Source organism: Streptomyces sp. NPDC020681 (assembly GCF_044334895.1).
Lineage (GTDB): Bacteria > Actinomycetota > Actinomycetes > Streptomycetales > Streptomycetaceae > Streptomyces.
Map to the genome: position 1 here is coordinate 202,499 of NZ_JBIRTX010000010.1, position 25,763 is coordinate 228,261.

Annotated in this window: 23 protein-coding genes; 15 read left to right on the forward strand and 8 right to left on the reverse strand. The window is 70.2% G+C overall.

Translation table 11 applies throughout. From position 1 onward, the window contains the following. The first annotated feature begins 39 nt into the window (after positions 1–39). Positions 40–729 (forward strand): response regulator transcription factor, encoded by a 690-nt coding sequence (locus ACH4YL_RS24445; RefSeq protein WP_398509540.1) that lies wholly within the window; start codon positions 40–42, stop codon positions 727–729. Next, entirely contained in the window at positions 726–2,033 is a 1,308-nt protein-coding gene (locus tag ACH4YL_RS24450) for an ATP-binding protein (protein ID WP_398509541.1), read from the forward strand. The genes ACH4YL_RS24445 and ACH4YL_RS24450 overlap by 4 nt, the downstream gene beginning before the upstream one ends. Before the next feature lie 58 nt (positions 2,034–2,091). Here the strand turns inward: ACH4YL_RS24450 and ACH4YL_RS24455 are convergent, their stop codons facing one another. Beyond that, the gene (locus ACH4YL_RS24455; RefSeq protein WP_398509542.1) at positions 2,092–2,904 is read right to left on the reverse strand and encodes a CAP domain-containing protein; all 813 of its coding nucleotides are present in this window, start codon (positions 2,902–2,904) and stop codon (positions 2,092–2,094) included. Between the two features lie 280 nt (positions 2,905–3,184). Here ACH4YL_RS24455 and ACH4YL_RS24460 point away from each other — a divergent pair, with 280 nt between their 5' ends. Beyond that, a complete protein-coding gene (locus ACH4YL_RS24460; protein ID WP_398509543.1) occupies positions 3,185–4,147 on the forward strand; it encodes a fibronectin type III domain-containing protein in 963 nt (320 codons plus the stop codon). Between the two features lie 84 nt (positions 4,148–4,231). Here the strand turns inward: ACH4YL_RS24460 and ACH4YL_RS24465 are convergent, their stop codons facing one another. Beyond that, positions 4,232–7,102: an NACHT domain-containing protein gene (locus ACH4YL_RS24465; protein WP_398509544.1), complete on the reverse strand. Its 2,871-nt coding sequence runs from the start codon at positions 7,100–7,102 to the stop codon at positions 4,232–4,234. A 193-nt stretch (positions 7,103–7,295) separates the two neighbouring features. Between ACH4YL_RS24465 and ACH4YL_RS24470 the strand changes: the two genes are divergently transcribed. Then, positions 7,296–7,577 carry a SelT/SelW/SelH family protein gene (locus ACH4YL_RS24470; protein ID WP_398509545.1) on the forward strand — a complete coding sequence of 94 codons (282 nt, stop codon included), beginning with the start codon at positions 7,296–7,298 and terminating at the stop codon, positions 7,575–7,577. A 60-nt stretch (positions 7,578–7,637) separates the two neighbouring features. Here the strand turns inward: ACH4YL_RS24470 and aceB are convergent, their stop codons facing one another. Together aceB and ACH4YL_RS24480 are read right to left on the reverse strand one after the other, a co-directional pair. Further along, positions 7,638–9,260, reverse strand: a complete 1,623-nt coding sequence (gene aceB, locus ACH4YL_RS24475) for a malate synthase A (protein WP_398509546.1) — start codon at positions 9,258–9,260, stop codon at positions 7,638–7,640. A 232-nt stretch (positions 9,261–9,492) separates the two neighbouring features. Then, positions 9,493–10,140 carry an NTP transferase domain-containing protein gene (locus ACH4YL_RS24480; protein ID WP_398509547.1) on the reverse strand — a complete coding sequence of 216 codons (648 nt, stop codon included), beginning with the start codon at positions 10,138–10,140 and terminating at the stop codon, positions 9,493–9,495. A 187-nt stretch (positions 10,141–10,327) separates the two neighbouring features. On the opposite strand from ACH4YL_RS24480, the gene ACH4YL_RS24485 reads away from it, so the two are divergent. Then, complete coding sequence (locus ACH4YL_RS24485; RefSeq protein WP_398509548.1) at positions 10,328–12,235, forward strand: serine/threonine protein kinase; 1,908 nt, start codon at positions 10,328–10,330, stop codon at positions 12,233–12,235. Between the two features lie 119 nt (positions 12,236–12,354). Continuing rightward, complete coding sequence (locus ACH4YL_RS24490) at positions 12,355–12,678, forward strand: DUF5955 family protein (RefSeq protein ID WP_398509549.1); 324 nt, start codon at positions 12,355–12,357, stop codon at positions 12,676–12,678. 141 nt (positions 12,679–12,819) lie between these two features. Here ACH4YL_RS24490 and ACH4YL_RS24495 read toward each other — a convergent pair whose 3' ends face one another. Continuing rightward, positions 12,820–13,620, reverse strand: a complete 801-nt coding sequence (locus tag ACH4YL_RS24495) for an IclR family transcriptional regulator (protein WP_398509550.1) — start codon at positions 13,618–13,620, stop codon at positions 12,820–12,822. A 369-nt stretch (positions 13,621–13,989) separates the two neighbouring features. On the opposite strand from ACH4YL_RS24495, the gene allB reads away from it, so the two are divergent. Both allB and alc read left to right on the forward strand, forming a co-directional pair. Beyond that, the gene (gene allB / locus ACH4YL_RS24500; RefSeq protein ID WP_398509629.1) at positions 13,990–15,324 is read left to right on the forward strand and encodes an allantoinase AllB; all 1,335 of its coding nucleotides are present in this window, start codon (positions 13,990–13,992) and stop codon (positions 15,322–15,324) included. After that, on the forward strand, positions 15,324–16,445 hold the full coding sequence (gene alc / locus ACH4YL_RS24505; RefSeq protein WP_398509630.1) for an allantoicase: 1,122 nt from the start codon (positions 15,324–15,326) through the stop codon (positions 16,443–16,445). Before allB ends, alc begins: the two co-directional genes overlap by 1 nt. Before the next feature lie 949 nt (positions 16,446–17,394). On the opposite strand, the gene ACH4YL_RS24510 is transcribed toward alc, so the two are convergent. After that, complete coding sequence (locus ACH4YL_RS24510; protein WP_398509551.1) at positions 17,395–18,132, reverse strand: SDR family NAD(P)-dependent oxidoreductase; 738 nt, start codon at positions 18,130–18,132, stop codon at positions 17,395–17,397. A gap of 108 nt (positions 18,133–18,240) precedes the next feature. On the opposite strand from ACH4YL_RS24510, the gene ACH4YL_RS24515 reads away from it, so the two are divergent. The 3 genes from ACH4YL_RS24515 to ACH4YL_RS24525 all read left to right on the forward strand — a co-directional run bounded on the left by ACH4YL_RS24515 (position 18,241) and on the right by ACH4YL_RS24525 (position 20,182). Next, a complete protein-coding gene (locus ACH4YL_RS24515) occupies positions 18,241–19,056 on the forward strand; it encodes an AIM24 family protein (protein ID WP_398509552.1) in 816 nt (271 codons plus the stop codon). Between the two features lie 75 nt (positions 19,057–19,131). After that, entirely contained in the window at positions 19,132–19,758 is a 627-nt protein-coding gene (locus tag ACH4YL_RS24520) for a dihydrofolate reductase family protein (RefSeq protein WP_398509553.1), read from the forward strand. Between the two features lie 52 nt (positions 19,759–19,810). Continuing rightward, on the forward strand, positions 19,811–20,182 hold the full coding sequence (locus ACH4YL_RS24525; protein ID WP_398509554.1) for a hypothetical protein: 372 nt from the start codon (positions 19,811–19,813) through the stop codon (positions 20,180–20,182). Between the two features lie 9 nt (positions 20,183–20,191). Here the strand turns inward: ACH4YL_RS24525 and ACH4YL_RS24530 are convergent, their stop codons facing one another. Further along, the gene (locus ACH4YL_RS24530; protein WP_398509555.1) at positions 20,192–20,410 is read right to left on the reverse strand and encodes a hypothetical protein; all 219 of its coding nucleotides are present in this window, start codon (positions 20,408–20,410) and stop codon (positions 20,192–20,194) included. 145 nt (positions 20,411–20,555) lie between these two features. Between ACH4YL_RS24530 and ACH4YL_RS24535 the strand changes: the two genes are divergently transcribed. Both ACH4YL_RS24535 and ACH4YL_RS24540 read left to right on the forward strand, forming a co-directional pair. Next, entirely contained in the window at positions 20,556–21,785 is a 1,230-nt protein-coding gene (locus ACH4YL_RS24535) for a sensor histidine kinase (RefSeq protein ID WP_398509556.1), read from the forward strand. After that, positions 21,782–22,453, forward strand: a complete 672-nt coding sequence (locus tag ACH4YL_RS24540) for a response regulator (protein ID WP_398509557.1) — start codon at positions 21,782–21,784, stop codon at positions 22,451–22,453. Before ACH4YL_RS24535 ends, ACH4YL_RS24540 begins: the two co-directional genes overlap by 4 nt. 34 nt (positions 22,454–22,487) lie before the next feature. Here the strand turns inward: ACH4YL_RS24540 and ACH4YL_RS24545 are convergent, their stop codons facing one another. Beyond that, a complete protein-coding gene (locus ACH4YL_RS24545; protein WP_398509558.1) occupies positions 22,488–23,492 on the reverse strand; it encodes a Gfo/Idh/MocA family oxidoreductase in 1,005 nt (334 codons plus the stop codon). Positions 23,493–23,647: 155 nt separating this feature from the next. Between ACH4YL_RS24545 and ACH4YL_RS24550 the strand changes: the two genes are divergently transcribed. After that, positions 23,648–24,367: a GntR family transcriptional regulator gene (locus ACH4YL_RS24550; RefSeq protein ID WP_398509631.1), complete on the forward strand. Its 720-nt coding sequence runs from the start codon at positions 23,648–23,650 to the stop codon at positions 24,365–24,367. Between the two features lie 144 nt (positions 24,368–24,511). Continuing rightward, positions 24,512–25,510, forward strand: coding sequence for a sugar ABC transporter substrate-binding protein (locus ACH4YL_RS24555; RefSeq protein ID WP_398509559.1), 999 nt, complete (start codon positions 24,512–24,514; stop codon positions 25,508–25,510). The last annotated feature ends 253 nt before the right edge of the window (positions 25,511–25,763 follow it).

Below are 25,763 nucleotides of genomic sequence, written 5' to 3' on the forward strand. Positions count from 1 at the left end.
CACGACACCATAGTGGCGGACCGGCTAACGTGCCTGCTCATGGCCTCCGTACTTGTCGTCGAGGACGACCCTGTGATCCGTGCGGCGCTGATCGAGGTCCTCACCGCGCACGGCTATGTGGTGAAGACCGCCCACCAGGGTTTTGAAGCGCTGCGCGAAGTCACCCAGGCTCCGCCCGACATCGTGGTTCTCGACCTGGGGCTGCCCGATCTGGACGGACTCGACGTACTGCGGATGATCCGCGGCATTTCCAGGGTTCCCGTGCTCGTCGCCACGGCTCGGGACGACGACACGGAAATCATCAGGCTGCTCAACGCCGGAGCCGACGACTACATGGTCAAGCCCTTCTCCGGAGGGCAGCTCGCCGCCCGACTGGCCGCGGTGCTGCGGCGATCCGTGCCGGCCGGAACCGGTGGGGACCGGCAGCCGGTCGTCCAGGTCGCTGACCTCAGGATCGATCCGCTGGCCCGCACCGCGCATCTCGCCGAACAGGAACTGTCGCTGACCCGGCGGGAGTTCGACCTGCTCGCCTACCTCGCGGCCCATGCCGACCAGGTCATATCCCGTCAGCGCATACTCGCCGAGGTGTGGCAGCAGCCGTATCTGGAGGATCAGACGGTGGATGTCCATCTCTCCGCGCTCCGCAGGAAACTGGGCGAAAGAGCGTCGGATCCGCGCTTTCTGCACACGGTGCGCGGAATCGGAATCAAACTGGTCACCGCCCCATGAGACGTGCCCTCGCGGGAATCGCACTGGCCGCCACGCTGATGGTCGCGTTGTCCTTCCTCATCCCCCTCGCCCTCCTGGTACGCGAACAGGCCCGGGACCGGGTGACCACAGCCGCCGAACAACGGGCGGCCGCTCTCTCCCCCGTCCTCGCCCTGACCACGAGGGCCGAGGACGTCAAGCAGGCGGTCTCCGGGCTCAGCTCGCCGGACCGGCTCGCCGTACGCCTCCCCGAGGGAGAACTCGTCGGCACCCTGCACGCCCCGCCGGAAGCGCTGGAGCGCGCCGTCCGGAACCGCGAGACGCTGGCCATGGACACCGCCGAGGGCTGGGTCTACCTCCAGCCCGTCGTCCTCGCCGAGGACCGGGTGGCGGTCGTCCAGGCATATGTGCCCGGACCCGATCTCACCCGGGGCGTGTGGGCCTCGTGGGGCGTCATGTCGCTGCTGGCGCTCGGCCTCGTGGGCGGCTCGGTCCTGGTCGCCGACCGGCTGGGCGCCCGCGTGGTCCGCTCCTCCCGGAGCCTCAAGCGTGCCGCGCTCGAGCTGGGTGCGGGAGATCTCGGCGTACGGGTGGAACCGGACGGCCCGCCGGAGCTGCAAGAGGCCGGTGTCGCGTTCAACACCATGGCCGACCGGGTGGTGGAACTGCTCGCCATCGAACGGGAGATGGTCGCGGACCTGTCCCACCGGCTGAGAACCCCGCTGACCGCCCTCTACCTGGAGGCGGACCTGATGGGCGGCTCACCCGGCGCCCGGCGGGTCACGGCTGCCGTCGCGCAGCTGGAGAGCGAGCTCGACTCGATCATCACGGCGGCGCGGACCCCACTGGCCGCGTCGGGCCAGGGCGCGGGAACCATGCCCGCGAGACCGTGCGAAGTGACCGAGGTCGTCGCCATGCGGCTCGACTTCTGGTCGGTGCTCGCCGGGCAGCAGGACCGGCTCTGCGAACGCTCCTTCACGCCGAGGCCCACCCCCGTACGTTTCCCGGAGGACGACCTCGCCGCCGTCGTCGACGCACTGATCGGCAACGTCTTCCGGCACACCCCTCAGGGCACCAACCTCGCCGTACGCGTGGAACGCACCGACCGGCACGTGCTGCTCACCGTGGATGACGCGGGCCCCGGCGTGGCCGACCCGGACGCCGCGCTCACCCGCGGGGTCAGCGTCGGCGGCTCCACCGGCCTCGGACTGGACATCGTGGCCCGTGCCGCCCGCGCCGCCGACGGAGAGCTGCGGATCACTCGGGGCCCCATGGGAGGGGCTCGGGTGCAGGTGACGTTCGGCCTGGTCGCAGCCAAGCTGTGACCGGGCCCCTCCCATGGGGCCCTGGCCCGGCTTCGTAACTTCGTAGCTTCGTGGCTTTCTAGCGGCCGGTTCCGAAGTTCTGCGTCCACCAGGGGCCGCCGTCCCCGAAATGCACGCCGACGCCAATCTCCTTGAAGCTGCAGTTGAGGATGTTCGCCCGGTGGCCGGGGCTGTTCATCCAGGCGTCCATGACCGCTGCCGCGTCGGACTGCCCCTGGGCGATGTTCTCGCCCAGTGTCGACCAGGCGTACCCGGCGGCCTCCACCCGGCTGGTCATCGTGGAGCCGTCGGGCCCGGTGTGGGACATCACGCCGGAGTCGGCCATGACGTCGCTGTAGTCGTCGGCTGCCCTGACCAGCTTCGCGTTCGAGGTCACCGGCGAGCATCCGGCCGCCGCGCGCTCCTTGTTGACGAGAGCGAGGACCTGCGCCTCGGCGCCGTTCGACGATCCGCCGTCGCCTCCCGAGTCACCGGACCTCGGGGTCGGCGCGGCGCCACCGCCCGAGGTGCCTTGGCTCTTCGCCGGCGTCCTCGGGGTGGCGATCGGGCTCGCCTTCGGCTTGGGCTTGGCCGAGACCTTGATGCTGGGGCTGGGGGAGGCGGTCACGCTCGGGCTCGCCGACGGCGTGGCCAGGGGCGTGGCGCTGCCCGCCGCGGCATCGGCGTTCGCCGAGCCGGGCACATCGTCGGCAGCGTTCGTCTTCACCCGGTCCGCTGCCCCGCCCTGGCCGCCGCCCGTCGCAAGAGTGACTCCGACGCCCGTCGCGACGGTGAATGCGCCCAGCGCCAGGACGACATTGCGTGCCCGCAGCCCGCTCTTGGGGCGGGCGTGGGACCGGGGCTGAGGTCGAGCGGCTCGGCGGGAACTCATGCGTACGACACCTCGAAAGGAGAAATCGGTCCAGCAAGGGGACCCCGGTAGGCGCGACCGCGCCCACCGGGATCGTGGGGGGTTGACGAGAGCGTAGAGGTGACAGGGCGTGGAGGGCGGCTCGGAAGGGCTTCTTCAAGAAGCCCTAAGAAAGCCGAAAGAGTCCGATGAGGAAGATCCGGGCGTATTGGCAGGTGCATCTCGCCCGGCCCTCTTGTCGGCAGCGGCCGTCCATGGGATATAGGTCTGGACCATTGCCGTCGTCCGCGGAGGCCCGACCGTGCAACGTCCCCCCACCTTCCCCGCGTTGGCCTGCGCCGCCGCCCTCCTTCTCAGCTCTCTTCTCACCGCCTGCGGAGGCGAGGACAAAGACACCCAGAGCCCCTCCAAGCCCTCCGGCGTGACCGCCCAGGCCGGCAGCGCAACATCCGTCCACGTCATGTGGGACCACGCCACCGACAACAAGGCCGTCACCGGCTACGAGGTGTTCCAGCAGGGCACCCGGGTCAAGTCGTTGCCCGCGACCAAGCACATGGTCGACGTGGACCGGCTCAGCCCGAAGACGGCGTACAGCTTCACCGTGCGGGCCCGCGACGCTGCGGGGAACCTGTCGGAGCCCAGCCCTGCCGTGGCCGTCACCACCCCGGCCCCCACGCCGGAGGACAAGAAGGCGCCGACGCAGCCGGCCAAGCTCCAGGGCAAGGTCGACGGGAGCCGGGCGGTCACCCTGAGCTGGGGCAAAGCCACCGACAACATCGAGGTCACCTCGTACGACATCTACCAGGAGGACTCCCGCATCCACAGCGTGCCCGGCAGCTCAACCACCGCCCGCGTCACCGGACTTCGCCAGGGCACCGTCTACACCTTCACCGTCCGCGCCCGGGACGCCGCCGAGAACTCGTCGCCGGACAGCACCGCCGTGGACCTCACGACCCCGGCCGCCCCGGGCGACGGACCGAGCACCGCTCCCGCCAATCTCAAGGCCACGGCCCGCAAAGGGGCCATCGACCTGACCTGGACCCCACCCGAGACCGGCACGCAGGTCAAGGAGCATCAGCTGTTCCTCAACGGGAAGTTGACGACCACCATCGTCTGGGGCGCGATGCCGCCGGCCGGGACGGCGACGTACGAACTCATGGTCACCGACAAGCCAGGCACCCGCTTCAGCGTCAAGCTCCGAGCGAAGCTGCCCGACGGCAAGTGGGGTGACTTCTCGGCACAGCGCACGGTGGTGGTCCGCTAGAGAGCTGACGCCAATTGGCTGCCCGAGCCCCCTACCGGCTGCCGAAACTCGCCTTGGGTGCGTTCGGACGGGCGTCGCCAGACGCTATTGCCGCACGAATCGCACCTCGCGCCGCGCCCACGATCGCAGGAGTTCGCCGAATCCGTCCGGGACCGGCAGGTCGGGGAGGGCCGTCGTCCCGTCGCCGTGCCGCGCCTGCAGGTATGGGGCAAGTCCGGCCAGCGGACCGAGCACCTCTGGCAGGTGCCGGGGGCAAACGTCCTGGCTGGCCTCGATCGACGTCAGGAGCAGGACGGCAGCGCCCAGGTAGCCATCCGGGTCCAGTACGGCAGGGGTACCGGGCGTCGACGAGGCAAGGTCCTGTGTGAAGTACTCCAGGAAACCCGACACGTCGACCGGCGCTGACGCCCACGGGGCATTGGGGTGTTCACGTAACCAAGCACCGACCGCCGAGCAGTCTCGGACGGCACTTTCGAAGGGAGGGCGTGAGCCCTCTTGGCCGCCGAGGAGCACATAGATGCACCGAGTGGCATAGGGATGCCAGTTGCCGAAGATCCCCGTCGGCCAGGACTCGAAAAGCGAGCTGATCCCTGTGCGGAACTGTGGCAGGTAGTCCCCGAGACCGGCGAGACCATGCCCTAGGCACACATCCATCAGACCGACGTCAATGTGCGCCGTTGCCCGGTATTGCTCCGCGTACTCGCGGATCATGCGATACGCGAAGCCCCACCACAGGCTCTGCAGCTCCGGCGACGGGGACCGGCCGGCGGTGCCATTTCCCGTGTACGCGGCAAGGCGCAGGCCTGTGAACCGCCGGTGCTCGTCCTCCGAGGTCACCAGGTCGGCGATCGCCGAGGCGAGTTCGTCGCTGACGCAATCGCTGCAGTGCCGACAACTGCTCAGCAACCAGCTGACCGGCCCGCTGAATTCGTCCGAGCGCGCGTCTCCGCTGGCCACGTGCTCTACTGCCGCGCGGGTCAGCTGCCGAACGAGACGGGGTGGTGGATCCACATACGTGAGACAACGGGCTAGGAACGCCAGCACGTTTCCGCGCCCGGCCGAAGACCTGCGGCGCCGTTCGGACAGCAGCGCGGTGAATACTCGCGCGCCGCCGTCCTCCGTTGTGCGCTCCTTCATCTGGACAGCGAGCTGCCCCACGATGTCCCACTCTTGCCGGGCCACGCGCGGGGCCAGACGCCGTGCGAGGGCCTCCGGAGTGTCGCTGGTGCTGGCCAGCTGTGCCGCGGCGAAGTATTCGAGGAAGGTGCGGTGCGTGAAGGTGTAGAGGCTCTCGCCGTGTGCCGTTGTGCCTGCCTCGCTGAACACCCAGGCTCGTCCGCGACAGAAGCCGACGAACTGCCGTGCCGCAGACTCGGCTTCCCCAAGGTCCTCGTAGCCACGCGCGCGAAGGAAGTCCACGACCCTGCCGACGAGTTCGCGTTCAGCGACCGCGTGAGGATCGCGGTCCTGGGTGAAGAGCCAATAGGCAAGGTGCCGCAGGGCGGGCTCGACCAGGTAGGCCATCTTGAGTTCGACGTGAATCCTGCGCCGTACGTCCCACTTGTGGAAGAGCATCGTCGCGCATTGTTCGTACACCTCGGGGCGGCTGCGCGGGATGCTGCCCGTGCCTCGGTAGAGGAGGCACATCAGCGCGAGCATCAGGGGATTGGATCTCAGATCTTCGATGCCGCCGCTCTCGGCCAGGAAAGCGTCTGCGACATGCCGCGACTCCTCCGCCGTCTGCCCCTCCTCCTGGGCAAACCATTTGGTGACGTAGGCCTCGGTCCGCGCCTCGTCGAAGGGTCCCAGCCGGTAGCACTCGAAGAAGCGGTCGTCGAGCCGTGCCTCGTTGTAGCCCACGACGCGTGACGTCACGAGGACGGCTGCCTGCGGGTACCGGGTGGCGAAGAGCTCGACGATCTCGGTGACCTCCCGGCGGCGCGCGGAGTCGACCAGTTCGTCGAGGCCGTCGAAAATCACCGATGCCGTCCCGGCGAGCAAGAGTCGGTTGACCGCACCGGGCGGGGGAGGGCATTGGTAGTACGTCTCCAGCCGGTGTTCGATGTGGTCGACGACCGAGCGTTCGTCGGCGTCCGAGAGTGCGAAGTCTCGAAGCACGACGAGGAAGGGCAGCGGCCCACCGGCGTCGGTCGCGCGCCGGTGCATGAGGACCTGGCAGGTGGTGGACTTGCCGCAGCCAGGGTCCCCGAGCAGCACCGTCCGATCGATGATGTCCTCGAACTCCGCGATGCCTACCCCCTGTCCATTTTCCCCGGTGGAGTGCCGCTCCAGATCCCGCTGGATGCTTGGACTGACGTGGAGGGCGTCGATCGGTACGCGTCGTCGGCGCGCGAAGTCTGGGGGCTCCAGTGATCCGTGCGCCGACGCGAGCTGGCGGCGGTATTCCGTCATAAAGGCCTGGTCCGCCGCCAGGCAAGCCGAGTCGCGGACAGTGAGGGCCCGCACATGCTGCTCGATCGCGCCGAGCACGGCGGCGATGCGCGCTGAGAACGCCTCGTTGCGTACGCACTGGTGCAGTTCTGCATTGGAGGCGGCCAATCGGCCGACTGCTGAGGCGATTTCCACGTCGAAGTAGTCGAAGAGCTCCTCGCCCACACCATCCGCACCGGCGGGAGCCAGCATGGCTCGCCCTGCGGCTTCGTATGCCTGACGAAGCTGTTCGACGACTGCCTCCGGCGCATCGGTAAGCCGCGCGGCGAGCAGCTCATGCAGTACGGCATGACTGTCGTCGCAGCGGAGGAACTCCTCAACGCGCGCGGGTGCCAGGTCTGGCGGAAGGTCCATATCGAGGCCTGGACCGCAGAGTTGATAGGTGTCGAACCAGCGCACGAGCGCCTGCTCCGCGTCGTCTGGTCCGGCTGACTCTTTCCTGAGCCAGCGCGCCGTTCCCGCGACGGCTTCGACGATCACTCCGGCGGCAACCTCGGCAAGCACGGCGCTCGGGCCCCCTCCCGCGGGCCCGCCCCCGCAGCCCGGTTACGGCGAAGGTAGCCAAGCCCGTTCATTCCGTCCAGATGGCACATAGCTCTGTGCGCCTACCCAAGTGGGGCGACTTCTCGGCCGACGCCACCTGGGACAATGGAGTCCGCACCGTACGCCCGCACCAGCCGGAAGGTGGCGTCCAGTTTTGAACACGTCTGCTCACCACGTGCAGATCGAGTACTGCACCCAGTGCCGCTGGCTCCCGCGAGCCGCCTGGCTGGCCCAGGAACTCCTCACCACCTTCGAGGCCGAGCTGACCGAGCTCGCGCTCAAGCCGGGGACCGGTGGTGTGTTCGTGGTGCGGGTCGACGGCGAGGTCGTCTGGGACCGGCGCGAGCAGGGGTTTCCGGAGCCGACGGCCGTCAAGCGGCTGGTCCGTGACCGGGTGGCGCCGGGCCGGACCCTGGGGCACACGGAGAAGGCCTAGATACGGCTCCGCCCCCGGTGCTGTGCGGTACCGGGGGCGTCGTCAGGCGTACAGACAGGTTCAGCCGATCAGCTGCTCGTACGCCGGCAGCGTCAGGAAGTCCGCGTAGTCGGCGTCGAGTGAGACGTGCAGCAGCAGGTCGTGGGCCTGCTGCCACTTGCCCGCCGCGAACGCCTCTTCGCCGATCTCCTCGCGGATCGCCGTCAGCTCCTGCGCCGCCACCTTGCGCGCCAGCTCCGGCGTCGCGAGTTCGCCGTTCTCGAACACCACGCCCGCGTTGATCCACTGCCAGATCTGGGAGCGGGAGATCTCCGCGGTCGCCGCGTCCTCCATCAGGTTGAAGATCGCGACCGCGCCGAGTCCCCGCAGCCATGCCTCGATGTAGCGGATGCCGACCTGGACGGCGTTGCGCAGGCCGTCGTACGTCGGGCTGGCGTCCAGCGAGTCGATGGCGATCAGGTCGCCGGCCGCCACCGAGACGTCCTCGCGCAGCCGGTCCTTCTGGTTCGGCTTGGTGCCCAGCACCGCGTCGAAGGAGGCCATGGCGATCGGCACCAGGTCCGGGTGCGCGACCCAGGAGCCGTCGAAGCCGTCGCCCGCCTCGCGGTCCTTGTCCGCCTTGACCTTCTCGAAGGCGACCTTGTTCACCTCGGCGTCGCGCCGGGACGGGATGAAGGCCGCCATGCCGCCGATCGCGTGCGCGCCGCGCTTGTGGCAGGTGCGGACGAGGAGTTCGGTGTAGGCGCGCATGAAGGGGGCCGTCATCGTGACCGCGTTGCGGTCCGGGAGGACGAACTTCTGGCCGCCGTCACGGAAGTTCTTGACGATCGAGAAGAGGTAGTCCCAGCGCCCGGCGTTGAGGCCCGCCGCGTGGTCGCGGAGCTCGTAGAGGATCTCCTCCATCTCGTACGCGGCGGTGATCGTCTCGATCAGGACGGTCGCGCGGACCGTGCCCTGCGGGACGCCGACGTAGTCCTGCGCGAAGACGAAGATGTCGTTCCAGAGGCGGGCCTCCAGATGCGACTCCGTCTTCGGCAGATAGAAGTACGGGCCCTTGCCGAGCTCGATCAGGCGCTTGGCGTTGTGGAAGAAGTACAGGCCGAAGTCGACCAGCGCACCCGGCACCGGGCGTCCGTCGAACTGCAGATGGCGCTCTTCCAGGTGCCAGCCGCGCGGGCGCATGACGACCGTGGCGAGCTGGTCGGCGGGCTTCAGGGCGTACGACTTCCCGGACTTCGGGTCGGTGAAGTCGATCCGGCGCTCATAGGCGTCGATCAGATTGAGCTGGCCGAGGATCACGTTCTCCCAGGTGGGAGCGGAGGCGTCCTCGAAGTCGGCGAGCCAGACCTTCGCGCCCGAGTTCAGCGCGTTGATGGTCATCTTGCGGTCGGTCGGTCCGGTGATCTCCACCCGGCGGTCGTTCAGGGCCGCCGGGGCCGGTGCGACCTTCCAGGAGTCGTCGGCGCGGACGGCGGCCGTCTCCGGAAGGAAGTCCAGCGATGAAGTGCGGGCGATCTCGGCGCGGCGTTCGCCGCGGCGGGCGAGCAGCTCGTCACGCCGCGGGGTGAACCGCCGGTGCAGCTCGGCCACGAACGCGAGGGCCGCGTCGGTCAGGACCTCTTCCTGCCGGGGCAGGTGTTCGGCTTCGACGATGGCCAGCGGGGAGGGCGCTGGTGCGGACATGAGCTGTCACTTCCTTCAGCGGGCGGTGCCTGACGGCCGCCGGGGCAAGGTATACGGCACTCGGTGCCGCCGGAGCCGAGGTGCGGTCGCGGGCGCTTCTGTGGAGTCGGGCGCTTCTGACCAGTGGATAGTAGTTTCCTCATGGTGGAAGTTCAATGGTTTGTTGATATCGAGATTCTCCGGGTCGAGGGACCATGGCTCTCAGTGCCACGCCGTTCACGCATGGTGTCACTCACGTGCCGGACCGGCCTTGCTCGAGGTGCGTCAGATCCTCCGCCGTGTCGATGTCGTACGCCTGGGCGATGTCGCCGCACTCGATCAGGGCCACCGAGGCCGCGTGCTCCTGCAGATACGCGCGCGCCCCGCGGTCACCCACCGCGCTCGCCGCGACGCCCTTCCAGTGGTCCGCGCCGAACAGCACCGGATGCCCCCGCTCACCCTCGTACGCCGCGGCCGCGAGCGCATCCCGGGAGCCGTACGCCGCCCGGACCCGGGACACCGCGGCTGCGCCGATCCCCGGCTGGTCCACCAGCGACACGAGCGCGGCGTCCGCGCCTGTGCCGGCCAGCGACTCCAGGCCCGCGCGCAGCGAGGAGCCCATGCCCTGCTCCCAGTCCGGGTTGTCGACCAGTACGCAGCCCGCGAGTTCGGCCCGCTCCCGGACCCGGTCCGACGCCGCGCCGAGCACCACATGGATCGGGCCGCAGCCGCCGTCGCGCAGCACGCGCACCGCGTGCTCGACCAGCGGCCGCCCTCGGTGTTCGAGCAGTGCCTTCGGCCGTCCGCCGAGCCGCCGTCCGCCACCGGCGGCGAGCAACAGCCCGGCGACGACGGGTTCCTTGGATGGCCGCGCGTGGGGGCCTGAGTGCGGGTGTGCCATAAGGACTCCCTACCTCATAACCGGTCGAAGTGCCGAACCTCGCCGGTCGAAATGCCGAACGATTCATGGACCGCTCGCCGTCTTCCGCAACCGCGTGCACCGCACCCGTCGTCCGACGTGGAGAGCGGGGCGCGCCTTGGATAGGGTGCCCTCCGGTACTGAAGTTCGGCATGGGGGACGAGAGTCGATGAGTGGGCGAGCACACGAGGGCACGGTCTTTCAGCCGCTGGGCGAGGACGACCCGAAGAACGTTGCGGGATACAAGCTCGCCGCCAAGCTCGGCGCCGGCGGCATGGGCAAGGTCTATCTGTCGTACACGCCCGGTGGCCGGCCCATCGCCATCAAGGTGATCAGGCCGGACTTCGCCCAAGACGCGGAATTCCGCCGCCGGTTCGCACAGGAGGTGCAGTCCGCGCAGCGCGTTCAGGGCCTGTACACCGCGCCGGTCATCGATGCCGACGCCGAGGCCAAGCAGCCCTGGCTCGCCACGGCGTACGTCCCCGGGCCCTCACTCGCCGACGCCGTCAGCGACCACGGCAAGCTGCCGGTGGAGACTGTGCTGCTGCTGGTCGCCGGTATCGCCGAGGCGCTCCATGTCATCCATGGTGCGGGCATCGTCCACCGCGACCTCAAGCCCGCCAACGTGCTGCTCGCCTCGGACGGGCCGCGCGTCATCGACTTCGGCATCGCCCGTGCCGCCGACGCCACTTCGCTCACCAGCAGCGGCGTCACCATCGGCACGCCGTCCTTCATGGCCCCCGAGCAGGCGGCCGGCAGTACGGTCACCCCGGCGACCGACATCTTCGCGCTCGGCCAGATCGCGGCGTACGCGGCGACCGGCAAGGCAGCCTTCGGTGAAGGCACTTCGCACGGCGTGCTGTACCGGATCGTGCACGAGGAGCCCGACCTCACCGAACTGCCCGACCAGCTGCGGGAGTTGGTGACCCGCTGTCTGACGAAGGAGCCGGAGGGCCGGCCGTCGGTCGCCGAGCTGCTGACCATGTGCCAGACCGCCAATGCGGAAACGGTGCTGCGGCGTCCCGAGGAGTGGCTGCCCGGTGCGGTCGCGGCCGAGATCACGACGCGCGCGGCAGCCCCCGCGCCGCCGGTGACGCCGCCGGCCGGACAGGCCCCGGCTCCGTTGCAGCCGCCGGCCCACCCGCCCACGCAGGCCGCCACTCAGGCTCCGGCTCAGCAGCCGCCCGCCCAGTCGCCGCACTACGCGCCCACCCAGGCGGCCGGCCAGGCCCAGATGCACGCGTCCGCTCCCGTTCCGCCGCCCACCACGGCGTCCGCACCGGCGACCCCGCCGCCCGGCTTCGGGCCGGCACCCCACAACCCGACCTACGGCTACCCGCAGGCACACGCAACCCCGCACGCGCACACCGCGCCTCAACAGGTCAGGCCGGTGCAGCCGTACCCGGTGCAGCCGTACCAGGCGGCCTCCGGCGCCCGTGTGCCCGGTGCGCCCAAGAAGAACGGCCGAAGCGTCGGCATCGCCGTCGTCATCGCCGTGGCGGTGCTCGGCGCGTTCGTCGGCGGCGGCATCTATCTGTCCGGCAAGGACAAGGACAAGGACAACCAGTCGCAGGGCCAGGAGAACCCCGGCAGCACGCCGGACGCGAGCGGGAACGGCGCCACCGACAGCCCGGGCGGCGACAAGTCCTCGAAGCCCAGCGAACCGGTCAAGGACCCGACGCCCAAGACGTACAACGGCCTCAATGTGACCGACGATTACGGCATCAACCTCGGCGACGATCCGGTCAAGCCGACCGAGGGTGACGGCGCCAACACCGTCGACTTCGAGCACGAGTACTACCTCGGCACCATCACTGCCACGAACAGCAAGATCATCCTGCTGCGCACGGATCAGAAGGCCGATCTGGCGACCTGCAAGGGTGAAACCCGCTTCGCCACCTCGCTCAAGATCGAGAACCTCTCGAAGGGTGCGAAGTTCTGTGTGCTGAGCGAGACGGGGAACGTGGGCCTGGTGACTTTCCAGGGGAGGTCGCCGGAGTCGGATCCCAGCCACTACGTGACCGTTGATGTCACTGTCTGGCGCGGCGCGATCGACTCCGTACAGCCCTCCTACTGAATTCCGTCCGTGGAGTGGCGCGTACCGCATCGGATGGCGTAGCTTTCCCGCGACCCTCAGTGTCCGTCCAACTGCTGACGGTCGTCGAATCGGCACAACGACGTGCGAGGGGGAGGGCTTTGTTGCGGAGCGTAGGGCAGACGCGGGTGACAGAGAGCGGCGAGGACCCGAGGGCGACGGCGCTGAGATCCGCCGTCTCCCGGCTTCGCCGTGAACTGGCCGGTCATCCCGCCGAGTTCCCCGACCGCGGCATCGCGGAGGACGAACTGGCGGTACTGGCCGCGATGGTGGCGGCGGGTGACCCCGAAATCCCGCGGATGCGGCGGTCGTTACTGCTGATCGCGGGCGCGATCGGGTCGGTGAGCGCGCTGGGCCCGGCGCTGATGCAGGTCCGGAACGCGGTGGACCACTTCGGCGAGATCCCGCCGCGCAGGCGCGCGTAACCACGGGCCGAGCCGCGTTGGCGGCAACGCCGTCGGTTACGCGAACACCCCGGCCACACGAACACCATCGGTCACGGGAACACCGCCGGTTACGCGAACGCCGCCGGTTACGGGAACGCCCCGGGTTACCCGAACCGCGCGTCAGCCCTGCGCCGCCGTGTTCGCCAGCGCCGAGGACAGTTCCTCCGCCACCTCCTGGAGGATCGGGACGATCTTCTCCGTCGCCGCCTCCGTGACCCGGCCCGCAGGGCCCGAGATCGAGATCGCCGCCGCGGTGGGGGAGTTCGGGACCGGGACCGCGAGGCAGCGCACCCCGATCTCCTGCTCGTTGTCGTCCACCGCGTAGCCGCTGCGCCGGACCTGTTCGAGCGCGTCCAGGAAGCCGTCCGGCGTGGTGATCGTCTTCTCCGTCGCGGCGGGCATGCCGGTCCGCGCGAGCAGCGCCCGCACCTCGTCCGGCGCGGTGTTCGCGAGCAGCGCCTTGCCCACGCCCGTGGAGTGCGGCAGGACCCGTCGGCCGACCTCGGTGAACATGCGCATGGAGTGCTTGGACGGCACCTGCGCGACATAAACGATCTCGTCGCCGTCGAGCAGCGCCATGTTCGCCGTCTCGCCGGTCTCCTCGACCAGCCGCGCCAGGTACGGGCGGGCCCAGGTGCCGAGCAGCCGGGACGCGGACTCGCCGAGGCGGATCAGACGGGGGCCGAGCGCATAGCGGCGGTTGGACTGCTGGCGTACATAACCGCAGGCCACGAGCGTGCGCATCAGGCGGTGGATCGTGGGCAGCGGCAGCCCGCTGCTGGCCGAGAGCTCGCTGAGACCCACCTCGCCGCCGGCGTCGGCCATTCTTTCGAGCAGGTCGAAGGCGCGCTCCAGGGACTGCACGCCGCCGCTGTTCGCGGTCTTGGCGGCGTCGGTGGCGCTGGCGCTGGGCGTCGGCACGTGGGCGGTCCTTTCGGGCAGGCAGACAAGTGAGCAGCCTACCGGGCGGCTGAGTCCGGCACAGTGCACTCGTCAAAGGCGTCTCTGCCGGTCAGGGGGTGTTTGTCAGGGTGTCGTCCGCACCTCCCGCGCTCTCTCGACTCATTCCTAGGGTAAAGCTACCTTCTGCTCAGTGAAATTCTAGTTTCACTTCATGGAAACGTCCAAGGTGATGGAGCGCCGGGGGCGGCGTCTTGGCGGGGTCTTGACTGGCCGGACTCGGAAGTGAAGACTCCTTCAACAGTTCGTTGAATTTTCCGGGCGGAAAGCCGGGTGAAGCGGAAGTGAGGGGCACGGGTGTCCAATGTGGACGTGAACGCGGACGTGAACGTGGACGTGAACCTGGTGCTGCGCTCGACACGCGTCATCACTCCGGAAGGGACGCGTGCCGCCTCGGTCGCCGTCGCCGGGGAGAAGATCGCCGCGGTGCTGCCGTACGACACCGAGGTGCCGGCCGGAGCCCGGTTCGAGGACTTCGGTGACCAGGTCGTCCTTCCCGGCCTCGTCGACACGCATGTCCATGTGAACGACCCCGGCCGCAGCGAGTGGGAGGGCTTCTGGACCGCCACGCGCGCGGCCGCCGCCGGTGGCATCACCACGCTGCTGGACATGCCGCTCAACTCCCTTCCGCCCACCACCACCGTCGACAATCTGCGGACCAAGCAGGATGTCGCCCGGCCCAAGGCCCATGTCGACACCGGCTTCTGGGGCGGAGCCCTGCCGGCCAACGTCAAGGATCTGCGGCCGCTGCACGACGCCGGTGTCTTCGGTTTCAAGTGCTTCCTGTCGCCGTCCGGCGTCGAGGAGTTCCCGGAGCTCGACCAGGAGCAGCTCGCCCGTTCGCTGGCCGAGATCGCCGGCTTCGGCGGACTGCTGATCGTGCACGCCGAGGACCCGCACCAACTGGCCGCCGCCCCGCAGGAGTCCGGCCCGAAGTACGCCGACTTCCTCGCGTCCAGGCCCCGGGACGCCGAGAACACCGCGATCGAGAACCTGATCGCGCAGGCCCGGCGGCTGAACGCCCGGGTGCACGTACTTCATCTGTCGTCCAGTGACGCGCTGCCGCTGATCGCCGCCGCCAAGGCGGAAGGCGTGCGGCTCACCGTCGAGTCCTGTCCGCACTTCCTCACCCTCACCGCCGAGGAAGTCCCGGACGGCGCAACGGAGTTCAAGTGCTGCCCGCCCATCCGCGAGGCGGCCAACCAGGACGCGCTGTGGCAGGGCCTGGCCGACGGGACGATCGACTGCATCGTCTCCGACCACTCGCCGTGCACCACCGACCTCAAGACCCCGGACTTCGCATCCGCCTGGGGCGGCATCTCCTCGCTCCAGCTGGGTCTCCCGGCGATCTGGACCGAGGCCCGCAAGCGCGGCCACAGCCTCGAGGACGTGGTCCGCTGGATGTCGGCGGCCCCGGCCCGGCTCGCGGGACTCGACCGCAAGGGCGCCATCGAGGCGGGACGCGACGCGGACTTCGCGGTCCTCGCGCCCGACGAGACCTTCACCGTCGACCCGGCCCGGCTGCACCACCGCAACCAGGTGACGGCGTACGCGGGCAAGACCCTGCACGGAGTCGTCACATCGACCTGGCTGCGCGGCGAACGCATCGTCGAGAACGGCACCCTGGCCGCACCGACCGGCCGGCTGCTCGAAAGGAACAACTGATCGTGTCCATCCCTTCCTTCACCGGTGACGCCAGCCCGTTCGGCGGCGGCGACCCGTACGCCGACTACCGCACGGCCGACTTTCCGTTTGTGCACCACGCCGACCTCGCCGACCGCCGTCTCGGCGCGGGCGTCCTCGCCGCCAACGACGAGTTCTTCGCCGAGCGCGAGAACCTGCTGAAGCCCGAGCCCGCGGAGTTCGACCCGGAGCACTTCGGCCACAAGGGCAAGATCATGGACGGCTGGGAGACCCGCCGCCGCCGTGGCGTATCGGCCGACCGGCCGCATCCGACGGACGAGGACCACGACTGGGCGCTGGTACGCCTCGGTGCGCCCGGCGTCGTACGCGGCATCGTCGTCGACACCGCGCACTTCCGCGGGAACTATCCGCAGGCGGTCTCCGTCGAGGCCACGTCCCTGCCCGGCTCCCCGTCCCCCGACGACCTCCTCGCGGACGACGTGAAGTGGGTGACTCTCGTGCCGCGCACCGCGGTCGGCGGCCACGCGGCGAACGGCTTCGCGGTCGACGTCGAGCAGCGCTTCACGCATCTGCGCGTCAACCAGCATCCCGACGGCGGCATCGCACGGCTGCGCGTCTACGGAGAGGTCGCGCCCGACCCGGCCTGGCTCGGCACGCTGGGCACCTTCGACCTTGTCGCGCTGGAGAACGGCGGCCAGGTCGAGGACGCCTCCGACCGCTTCTACTCGCCGGCCACCAACACCATCCAGCCGGGCCGCTCGCGCAAGATGGACGACGGCTGGGAGACCCGCCGGCGGCGCGACAAGGGCAACGACTGGATTCGCTACCAGCTGGTGGCCCAGTCCGAGATCCGCGCGGTGGAGATCGACACGGCGTATCTCAAGGGCAACTCGGCCGGCTGGGCGTCCCTGTCCGTCTCGGACGGCTCGGACGGCTCGGACTCCTGGACCGAGGTCCTCCCGCGGACGCGCCTCCAGCCGGACACGAACCACCGTTTCGTGCTCGACACCCCGGCGGTGGGCACGCATGTCCGGGTGGACATCTACCCCGACGGAGGCATCTCCCGCCTCCGCCTGTTCGGCTCGCTGACGTCGGACGGCGCGGCCCGCCTGAAGGCCCGCCACCAGGAACTGGGCGGCTGATGTTGGTCTGGGGGCTCCGCCCCCAGACCCCGTACGCCCTGCGGGCGTGAGCCGGACTTCGTCCGAGGGACCGCCCCTCGCCGCCCGGGACGTCCGTGGTCCGGGGGGTGCCCCTTGCCCCGGACCGGGCATCACACCTCAGCCGGCCTCCCACACCCGCAGGCCGTGGGAGGCGGCGCTGAGGCCCACCGGGCGGGCCTGGAAATTCCAGCCCGCAGGCGCGGGTTCGGGCGCAGCCCGGCGCGCGGCCGGAACCGGCGGCCTGCCAGGGCTCCGCACCAGGCGGCGTGCGTGGCGCGAGGCCCGAGTGCGGGGCACACGTCCAGCCATGGGCGGAGGCGTGAAGGCCCCGGGGCGAGTCCCCCGGTCAGGCCTCCAGACCACCGCCGTGGGCGAGCTTCAGGCGGAGCCCGGACATCGGTGGGAACTGCCGGGCCGACAACAGGGCCCGCGCGGCGCTGGAAAGTCCGGCCCCGCGGAAGAGCCGATCGTCGCCGAGGGACGTGACCGGGGCCTGGGGGCAGGCTCCTCGATCCGGGCCGGGCACCTCGGCTCCGCCGACGCCCCGGCGAGCGGAGCGCCGGTGGGCGCAGCCCGCCAGGGCTCCGCACCAGGGGGCGTGCGCGGGCGAGAGGCCCGAGTGCGGGGCACACGGCCAGCGGCCGGAACTGGCGGCCCCGTCGTGTCAGATGGCCGGCAGGGGTTCGGGGCGAGCCCCGAGGTCAGGCCGCGTGGCGGCCGTCGACCGAGAGCTCCGCGCCCGAACCCGCAGGCGCGGGTTCGGGCGCAGCCCGGCGCGCGGCCGGAAGCGGCGGCCCGCCAGGGCTCCGCACCAGGCGGCGTGCGTGACGCGAAGCCGAGTCCGGGGCACACGGCCGCCGGCCGGAACTGGCGGCCCCGTCGGCTCCGTGCCCGATGGCCGGCAGGGGTTCGGGGCACAGCCCCGAGGTCAGGCCGCGTGGCCGCCGTCGACCGAGAGCTCCGCGCCCGTGATGTACGCCGCCTCGTCGCTCGTCACGTACGCCACGAGCGACGCGACTTCGTCAGGTGTGCCGAAGCGGCCCAGCGCCGTACTCGCCTTCTGCGGGTCCGCGTACGGCCCGTCCGCCGGGTTCATGCCGGTGTCGATCGGGCCCGGGTGGATCAGGTTCGCCGTGATCCCGCGGTCGCCCAGTTCACGCGCGAGCGCCTTCGTCAGACCGATCAGCGCCGCCTTGCTCATGGCATAGAGCGTGCCGCCCGGGCCCGGCACGTACTTGGTCATGCAGGTGCCGACGGAGACGATCCGGCCGCCGCGCTCCATGCGGGCCGCCGCCGTCTGCGAGGCCAGGAAGACCGCCCGTACATTCACCGCCAGCGCCCGGTCCACGTCGTCGGCCGACAGCGTCCCGATCGGGCCGAGCACACCGACGCCCGCGTTGTTGACCAGGATGTCGAGCGAGCCGGGCGAGCCGAGCGCGTCCACGGCCCGTCCGACGACCGAGCCCGCCGCCTCCGCGTCGGCCGCGTCCGCCCGCAGTGCGACGGCCCGCTGCCCGGCCGCCTCGATCTTGCGCACCACCTCCTGTGCGGCCTCTTCGTCCCGCACATAGGTGATCGCGACATCGACGCCCTCCTGCGCGAGCCGCAGCGCGATCGCCGCTCCTATCCCGCGGCTGCCTCCGGTCACCAGAGCTGTCCTGGACATGCGCTCCCCTTTTGCCCGCTTCATCGGCTTTATCCGTAGTGCTTACGGGCTCAAGGAAAGCGGCCCCGCCTCCTCCGCGCTGGCGGCAAACGGACGTTGAATCCCGGTGTGACCCTTCAGCAAGAGATCGTCGGGAACGCCATGCAGATGGCGGTCGTCTCCCTCCAGCCCGGCCAGACTGTCTATTGCGAGGCCGGAAAGTTCCTGTTCAAGACGTCCAACGTGACGATGGAGACCCGCCTCTCCGGACCCGGTTCACCGTCCGCGGGCGGCCAGCAGCCCGGGAGCGGCGGCATGGGCGGCGTGCTGCGCCAGGCCATGGGCACCGCCATGCAGGCGGGCCAGCGCGCCCTCGCCGGCGAGTCGCTGGCCTTCCAGTACTTCACCTGCACCGGCGGTGAAGGCACGGTCGGCTTCGCCGGCGTCCTGCCCGGTGAGATGCGCGCGCTCGAACTCGACGGCTCGCGCGCCTGGTTCGCCGAGAAGGACGCCTTCGTGGCCGCCGAGTCCAGCGTCGTTTTCGGCATCGCCTTCCGGGGCGGCAAGACGGGCCGCAGCGGCGGCGAGGGCTTCATCCTGGAGAAGTTCACCGGCACCGGAACGGTGATCATCTGTGGCGCGGGCAATTTCATCGACCTGAACCCGGCGGACTTCGGCGGCCGCGTCGAGGTCGACACCGGCTGCATCGTCGCCTTCGAGGAAGGCATCCAGTACGGAGTCCAGCGGGTCGGCGGCCTGAACCGCCAGGGGCTGATGAACGCCGTCTTCGGCGGCGAGGGCCTGTCGCTCGCCACCTTGGAGGGCAACGGCCGGGTGATCCTCCAGTCGCTCACGATCGAGGGCCTCGCCAACGCGCTGCGGAAGGCGCGGGGCGGCGACAAGCAGGGCCCGACGGGCGGCACGTTCTCGACGCACACGGGTTAGAGCGATGAGTTGCGGGCCGGAGCGTGGTCTGAGCTGATGGCAGGAGACCCGCACGACTCGAAAGCAGGCGCAGTCATGGGAAAGCTCTCGATCACTGCATTCGTCACGCTCGACGGCGTCCACCAGGCTCCCGGCGGCCCCGACGAGGACCGCAGCGGCGGCTTCGACCTCGGCGGCTGGACCGTGCCGTACGCCGACGAGGACTTCGGCCGGTTCATCACCGAGGTCTTCGACCGGGCCGGCGCGTTTCTCCTGGGCCGCCATACGTACGAGATCTTCGCGGGCTACTGGCCGAAGGTGACGGACCCCAATGACCCGGTTGCCTCCCGGCTCAACTCGCTGCCGAAGTACGTCGTGTCGGACTCGATCGACAAGGCCGACTGGGACGGCACCACCGTCGTCAGGGGCGATCTCGTCAAAGAGGTCGCCGCAATCAAGGAACGCACGGACGGTGAGCTCCAGATCCACGGCAGCGCCGCCCTCGCCCAGTCCCTGATGGCGCACGACCTGATCGACACGGTTCATCTGCTCGTCTTCCCGGTCGTCCTCGGCAAGGGCCGGCACTTCTTCGCGAACGGCGCGGTGCCGACCGCCTTCAAGCATGTCGAGTCCCGCACGACGAGCACGGGCGTGTCCATCCACACGCTCGAACTGGCGGGCCGCCCCGAGTTCGGCACGTACGAACTCCCCGAAAACGCCTAGTCGAGCGACCCGATCCGGGCCGCCTGCCTGGCCGTTGCTAGCTTCGGGGCCCATGCGATCACTCCCTTACGACATCGAATTCCGCAGCCGTGCCAAGCGCGCGCAGGCATGGGGCGCGGGGCTGCTCTCGGTCGCGGCGCTGCTCTGGGTGTGGTTCGGCGTGCTGCTGCTCACTCCGTACGACGCGGGTTACGAGTCGGCCTGCGAGGCGCGGCTCTTCACGGAGCGGTCGACCGCCGACGAGGGGTACAGCGACGGCAACAAGTGCACGGCCGAGCGCGACTGGCCCGAGCTGCTCGGCGTACTCGGGCTGTCCGTGCCGGTCTCCGTCGTCGGGGCCGTGCTCTTCACCGGCGGCGGCGTCAGCAACCGAATGGCGGAGCACCTGGCCGAAGTGACGCGGCTCAACAACGCGAAGGTCTGACCCCGGCGCTCACGCCTTGCGGTACTGGTCGGCGATCATCAGCACGCCGAAGCCGACCACCGCGAGCACGATGTGCGTGAAGAGTTCGCGGCCGTGCAGAAACGCGATGTGCTCCGTGACGAAGCGGGTGAAGCCCAGAAAGGGAAACCAACCGGTCAGCTCACGGATCACTCCGCACCCGCCCACGACCAGCAGCACGGTGCCGACGCCCTCGAGAATCTTCTTCATGCCGCGATCCTCGCGGCCCGGGCCGGGCCCTCGCGTCGGCCCTCGGGATGTGCCGCAGCGTCGAAAGTCTCGACGTCCGCGACTTTGGTAGCTTCCCGCCGCCGAGGCACGGCCGGACACCGCTCACCTGCGTAGGTTTGTCGACATGACGCGTACGGAATACCCCTGGCTGCTTCCGTCGGCCATGGCAGGACCGTCCGACCCGGACAGGCCGGGCGACGGAGGCCGGGCCAGGCCGCGCCGTACCGTGCGCGACTGGGTCGTGGACATCCTGCTCTTCGTCTTCGCCGCGATCATCGGCATGCTCGCCGCCGAGACCAGCCAGCAGGCGGGCAACACCGACCTGGTCGTCTTCGCCGACCAACTCGTGGGCGCGGTGGCCTGCTGCGCCCTGTGGGTGCGGCGGCGGGCGCCGGTCGGGCTCGCGGTCGCGCTGATCGTGGTCTGCGTGCTGGTGCCAGTCGCCGCGGGCGCGCTGCTGGTGAGCCTGTTCAGCCTGGCCGTGCACCGGCCCTTCAAGCCCGTCGCGATCGTCGGGGCGCTCGCCGTCGCGGGCTCCGTAGTCCAGGCCGCCGTCCGCCCCGACCCGGGCATGTCCTTTCTGGCCTCGGTGATCGCCGGGCTGGTCCTGATCCTGCTGATGACCGGCTGGGGCATGCTCGTACGCTCCCGCCGCCAGCTGGTCGTCGCACTGCGCGAGCGGGCCCACCGGGCCGAGACGGAGGCCGAGCTGCGCGCCGAGCAGGCGCAGAGGCTGGCCCGTGAGGCCATCGCCCGCGAGATGCACGATGTGCTGGCGCACCGGCTCACCCTGCTCAGCGTCCACGCGGGGGCCCTCGAGTTCCGGCCGGACGCGCCGCCCGCCGAGGTCGCCAGGGCCGCCGGTGTGATCCGTGACAGCGCGCACGAGGCGCTCCAGGACCTGCGCGAGATCATCGGCGTGCTGCGGGCGCCCGGCGAGGGCGACGGCGCGGACCGGCCGCAGCCGACGCTCGCCACGCTGGAATCGCTGGTCGCCGAGTCCCGGGACGCCGGGATGAAGGTCACTCTCGACAACCGGATCAACGACCCGGATGCCGTCCCGGCCGCCATCGGGCGCACGGTCTACCGCATCGCGCAGGAGGGCCTGACCAACGCCCGCAAGCACGCGCCGGGCACGGAGGTCACCGTCGCGGTCGTCGGCGGACCGGGCAGCGGTCTCACCGTGGACGTCGACAACCCGGCCCCTCTCGGAGAGGTGCCGAAGGTGCCGGGATCCGGCCAGGGCCTGATCGGGCTGACCGAACGCGCCACGCTCGCGGGCGGCCGGCTCGAGCACGGAGCGACGGGCGACGGCGGGTTCCGTGTCCGGGCCTGGCTACCGTGGGCGGCATGACTATCCGGTTGCTCGTCGTCGACGACGATCCGCTCGTACGGGCAGGGCTCTCCCTCATGCTCGGCGGGGCCGACGATCTGGAGATCGTGGGGGAGGGGGCGGACGGCTCCGAGGTCGCGGAACTCGTCGACCGGCTGACGCCCGACGTGGTGCTGATGGACATCCGGATGCCGACGATGGACGGGCTGACCGCCACGGAGGAACTGCGCAGCAGGCCGGATGCGCCGGAGATCGTCGTCCTCACCACCTTCCACGCGGACGAGCAGGTGCTGCGCGCGCTGCGGGCGGGCGCGGCCGGTTTTGTACTCAAGGACACGCCGCCCGCCGAAATCGTCGCCGCGGTCCGCCGGGTGGCGTCCGGCGATCCGGTGCTCTCACCGGCGGTCACCCGCCAGCTGATGACCCATGTCGCCGACCGCGCACCGGAGACCCGCCGCGGCGCTGCGGCCCGGCGGCTGGCCTCGCTGGCGGAACGGGAGCGGGAGGTTGCGGTCGCCGTGGGACGAGGCCAGTCGAATGCGGAGATCGCGGCGACGCTGTACATGAGCGTGCCGACGGTCAAGACGCATGTGTCCCGGATCCTGGCCAAGCTGGATCTCAACAACCGAGTACAGATTGCCCTGTTGGCGCATGATGCGGGCCTGCTGGACGAGGAGGAGCCCGCCTAGGGCCCGTCCGGCCGATCAGGCCGGACGCGGGCGGTCAGTCCGACGGGATCTCCTCCAGGCGGACCGGCCGGTGCTCCCGGCGCGACAGCTCGCACGCCTCCGCGATCCGCAGCGCCGTCAGCGCCTCGCGGCCGTCGCACGGGTTGTCCGCCTCGCCCGCCACCACTCGGACGAAGGTGTCCAGCTCCGCCTCGTACGCCGGCGCGAATCGCTCCAGGAAGCCCGGCCACGGCTTGTCGGCGGCCGGCGGGCCCTGCGGTTCGGTGGAGCTGATCGGTGTGCGGTCGTCCAGGCCGACCGCGACCTGGTCGAGCTCGCCGGCCAGCTCCATGCGGACGTCGTAGCCCGCGCCGTTGCACCGGGTGGCCGTGGCCGTGGCCAGCGTGCCGTCGTCCAGGGTGAGCACGGCCGCAGCCGTGTCGACGTCGCCGGCCTCGCGGAACATCGAGGGGCCCGCGTCCGACCCGGTCGCGTACACCTCCACGACCTCGCGGCCCGTGACCCACCGCAGGATGTCGAAGTCATGGACCAGGCAGTCCCGGTACAGGCCGCCGGAGAGCGGCAGATACTCGGCGGGCGGCGGGGCGGGGTCGGAGGTCATGGCCCGTACGGTGTGCAGCCGGCCGAGGCGGCCCGAACGCACCAGTTCGCGCGCCGCCGTGTAACCCGCGTCGAACCGGCGCATGAAGCCCAGCTGGAGCACCGTGCCCGCCGACTCGACCTCGTGGAGCGCTCCCAGCGTGCCCGGCAGATCGAGCGCGATCGGCTTCTCGCAGAAGGCCGGGAGCCCGGCGCGGGCAGCGCGGGCGATCAGATCGGCGTGCGACGCGGTCGCCGAGGCGATCACGATCGCGTCCACGCCCCAGGCGAAGATCTCGCGTGCGCTGGGCGCCGCGGTGGACCCGGTCCGCTCGGCGACCGCGGCGGCCCTGGCCGGGTCGGCGTCCGCCACGACCAGTGAGCCGACTTCCCGGTGGCGGCTGAGCACCCCCGCGTGGAAAGTCCCGATTCGTCCCGTCCCGATGAGTCCGATGCGCATGGCCCAAAGGTGCTGCCGTGCCAGGCATCGTGTCAAGACTTTGTCCTGACAACCGAACTTCACGACTTCCCGTCAACATTCCCTGCGACTACGCTCGCCCCGTGCCCAAGCAGCCCAGACACGTGACGGATTCGTCCCTGTCTCTCCAGCTGAGCGTGGACCGCACCAGTCCGGTCCCGCTCTACTTCCAGCTGTCCCAGCAGCTGGAAGCAGCCATCGAGAAAGGGACCCTCACCCCCGGAAGTCTGCTCGGCAACGAGATCGAGCTGGCGGGCCGGCTCGGCCTGTCCCGGCCGACCGTCCGCCAGGCCATCCAGTCCCTCGTCGACAAGGGCCTGCTGGTGCGCCGCCGCGGTGTCGGCACCCAGGTCGTGCACAGCCAGGTCAAGCGTCCGCTGGAGCTCAGCAGCCTGTACGACGACCTGGAGGCGGCCGGTCAGCGGCCGGCCACCGTCGTCCTGCGCAACACCGTCGAACCGGCGAGTGCCGAGGTCGCCGCCGCTCTCGCCGTCGCCGAGGGCAGTGACGTCCAGCTGATCGAGCGGCTGCGGTACGCGCACGGCGAGCCCATGGCTCTGCTGCGCAACCATCTGCCCGCCGGCCTCTTCGACTGCGACACCGCTCGGCTCGAGGCAACGGGTCTGTACCGGATGATGCGGGCCGCCGGGATCACGCTGCACAGCGCACGCCAGTCGGTGGGTGCGCGGGCCGCCACCGCCGACGAGGGCGAACTGCTCACCGAGCCGGCCGGCGCTCCGGTGCTCACCATGGAGCGCACCACGTTCGACGACACGGGCCGCGCGGTCGAGTTCGGGTCACACATCTACCGGGCCTCGCGGTACGCCTTCGAGTTCCAGCTGCTCGTACGGCCCTGAGCGGGCATCCGACCGGCACGTTCAGGTCACGTAAGAATGTCCTTCGCGTAAGAATGTTCGGACAAAGTCTTGACGGGGTCGCGCAGCCGCCGTAAAAACGCTCCCAGCCGCAACCGGGCGGCCGGGAGAGAAGGCGGAACCACCATGCGTACCAACCGCACGGCAGCAGCGCTGCTCGCCGCATGTGCCCTGGTCGTCGTCGCCGGATGCAGCAGTTCCGGCGGCAAGGAGGCGAAGGACAGCCCCTCGGAGGGCGGCGGAGGCGGCGTGCCCGCCGCCACCGAACGGCTGAAGATCGCGATGGTGACGCACTCCGGCGAGGGCGACACCTTCTGGGACATCGTCCAGAGCGGCGCCAAGGTCGCGGCCAAGAAGGACAACGTCGAGTTCCTCTACGCCGCCAACAAGGAGGGCAAGGAGCAGGCGCAGCTCGTCCAGACCTACATCGACCAGAAGGTCGACGGCATCGTGGTCACCCTCGCCAAGCCCGAAGCGGTCCAGGAGGTCGTCAAGAAGGCCGTCGCCGCAGGCATCCCCGTCGTCACCATCAACTCCGGCGCCGAGTTCTCCAAGGCGGTCGGCGCGCTCAGCCACATCGGTCAGGACGAGGCCGTGGCCGGTGAGGCGGTCGGCGAGGAGCTGAACAAGCGCGGCAAGAAGAAGGCGCTCTGCGTCATCCACGAGCAGGGCAATGTCTCGCTCGAGGCGCGCTGCGCGGGCGTGAAGAAGACCTTCAAGGGCTCGGTCGAGAACATCAACGTCGAGGGCACCAACATGCCCGCCTCCACCTCCTCCATCGAGGCGAAGCTGCAGAGCGGCAAGGACATCGACGCCGTCGTCACGCTCGGCGCGCCGTTCGCCGCCGCCTCCGTCAAGGCCAAGTCGGGCGCGGGCTCCAGCGCCGAGGTCAACACGTTCGACCTCAACGCGGAAGTGGTCAAGCAGCTCAAGGCCGGCGAGATCGGCTTCGCCGTCGACCAGCAGCCGTACCTCCAGGGCTACCTCGCCATCGACGAGCTGTGGCTCAACAAGGTCAACCGCAATGTCATAGGCGGCGGAAAGCCGATCCTCACCGGCCCGGCGCTGATCACCGAGAAGGACGTGCCGGCCCTCGAGAAGCTGACCGCCGACGGCACCCGATGACTCATCGGGTCTGCCTGATGACAACCCCGGCACACCCCATGCCGACCCGCCGACCTGCCGTGACACATACTTGGGCGGCCGGGGCGCGATCATTCGCCCCCCGGCCGCACCGGGAAGTACGGCATGAAGGGCACGGCGTCGTGGTGAGGGTCTTTCGTCTGGATCAGGCCGGATCAGTGAGCGGGGTCTGGTGCCGTGGATCGCAAGGCGGAGGAGGGAGGCATGGCGGAGCCATGCCGACTGACGACAACGC

Coding starts and splice junctions, on each gene's coding strand:
- aceB (WP_398509546.1), bottom strand. CDS start 9,260: ATGTCCGCACCAGCGCCCTCCCCGCTGGCCATCGTCGAAGCCGAACAC.
- ACH4YL_RS24525 (WP_398509554.1), top strand. CDS start 19,811: ATGCGATCACTCCCTTACGACATCGAATTCCGCAGCCGTGCCAAGCGC.
- ACH4YL_RS24455 (WP_398509542.1), bottom strand. CDS start 2,904: ATGAGTTCCCGCCGAGCCGCTCGACCTCAGCCCCGGTCCCACGCCCGC.
- ACH4YL_RS24520 (WP_398509553.1), top strand. CDS start 19,132: ATGGGAAAGCTCTCGATCACTGCATTCGTCACGCTCGACGGCGTCCAC.
- ACH4YL_RS24545 (WP_398509558.1), bottom strand. CDS start 23,492: ATGCGCATCGGACTCATCGGGACGGGACGAATCGGGACTTTCCACGCG.
- ACH4YL_RS24535 (WP_398509556.1), top strand. CDS start 20,556: ATGACGCGTACGGAATACCCCTGGCTGCTTCCGTCGGCCATGGCAGGA.
- ACH4YL_RS24540 (WP_398509557.1), top strand. CDS start 21,782: ATGACTATCCGGTTGCTCGTCGTCGACGACGATCCGCTCGTACGGGCA.
- ACH4YL_RS24530 (WP_398509555.1), bottom strand. CDS start 20,410: ATGAAGAAGATTCTCGAGGGCGTCGGCACCGTGCTGCTGGTCGTGGGC.
- ACH4YL_RS24450 (WP_398509541.1), top strand. CDS start 726: ATGAGACGTGCCCTCGCGGGAATCGCACTGGCCGCCACGCTGATGGTC.
- ACH4YL_RS24510 (WP_398509551.1), bottom strand. CDS start 18,132: ATGTCCAGGACAGCTCTGGTGACCGGAGGCAGCCGCGGGATAGGAGCG.
- ACH4YL_RS24485 (WP_398509548.1), top strand. CDS start 10,328: ATGAGTGGGCGAGCACACGAGGGCACGGTCTTTCAGCCGCTGGGCGAG.
- ACH4YL_RS24480 (WP_398509547.1), bottom strand. CDS start 10,140: ATGGCACACCCGCACTCAGGCCCCCACGCGCGGCCATCCAAGGAACCC.
- ACH4YL_RS24555 (WP_398509559.1), top strand. CDS start 24,512: ATGCGTACCAACCGCACGGCAGCAGCGCTGCTCGCCGCATGTGCCCTG.
- ACH4YL_RS24445 (WP_398509540.1), top strand. CDS start 40: ATGGCCTCCGTACTTGTCGTCGAGGACGACCCTGTGATCCGTGCGGCG.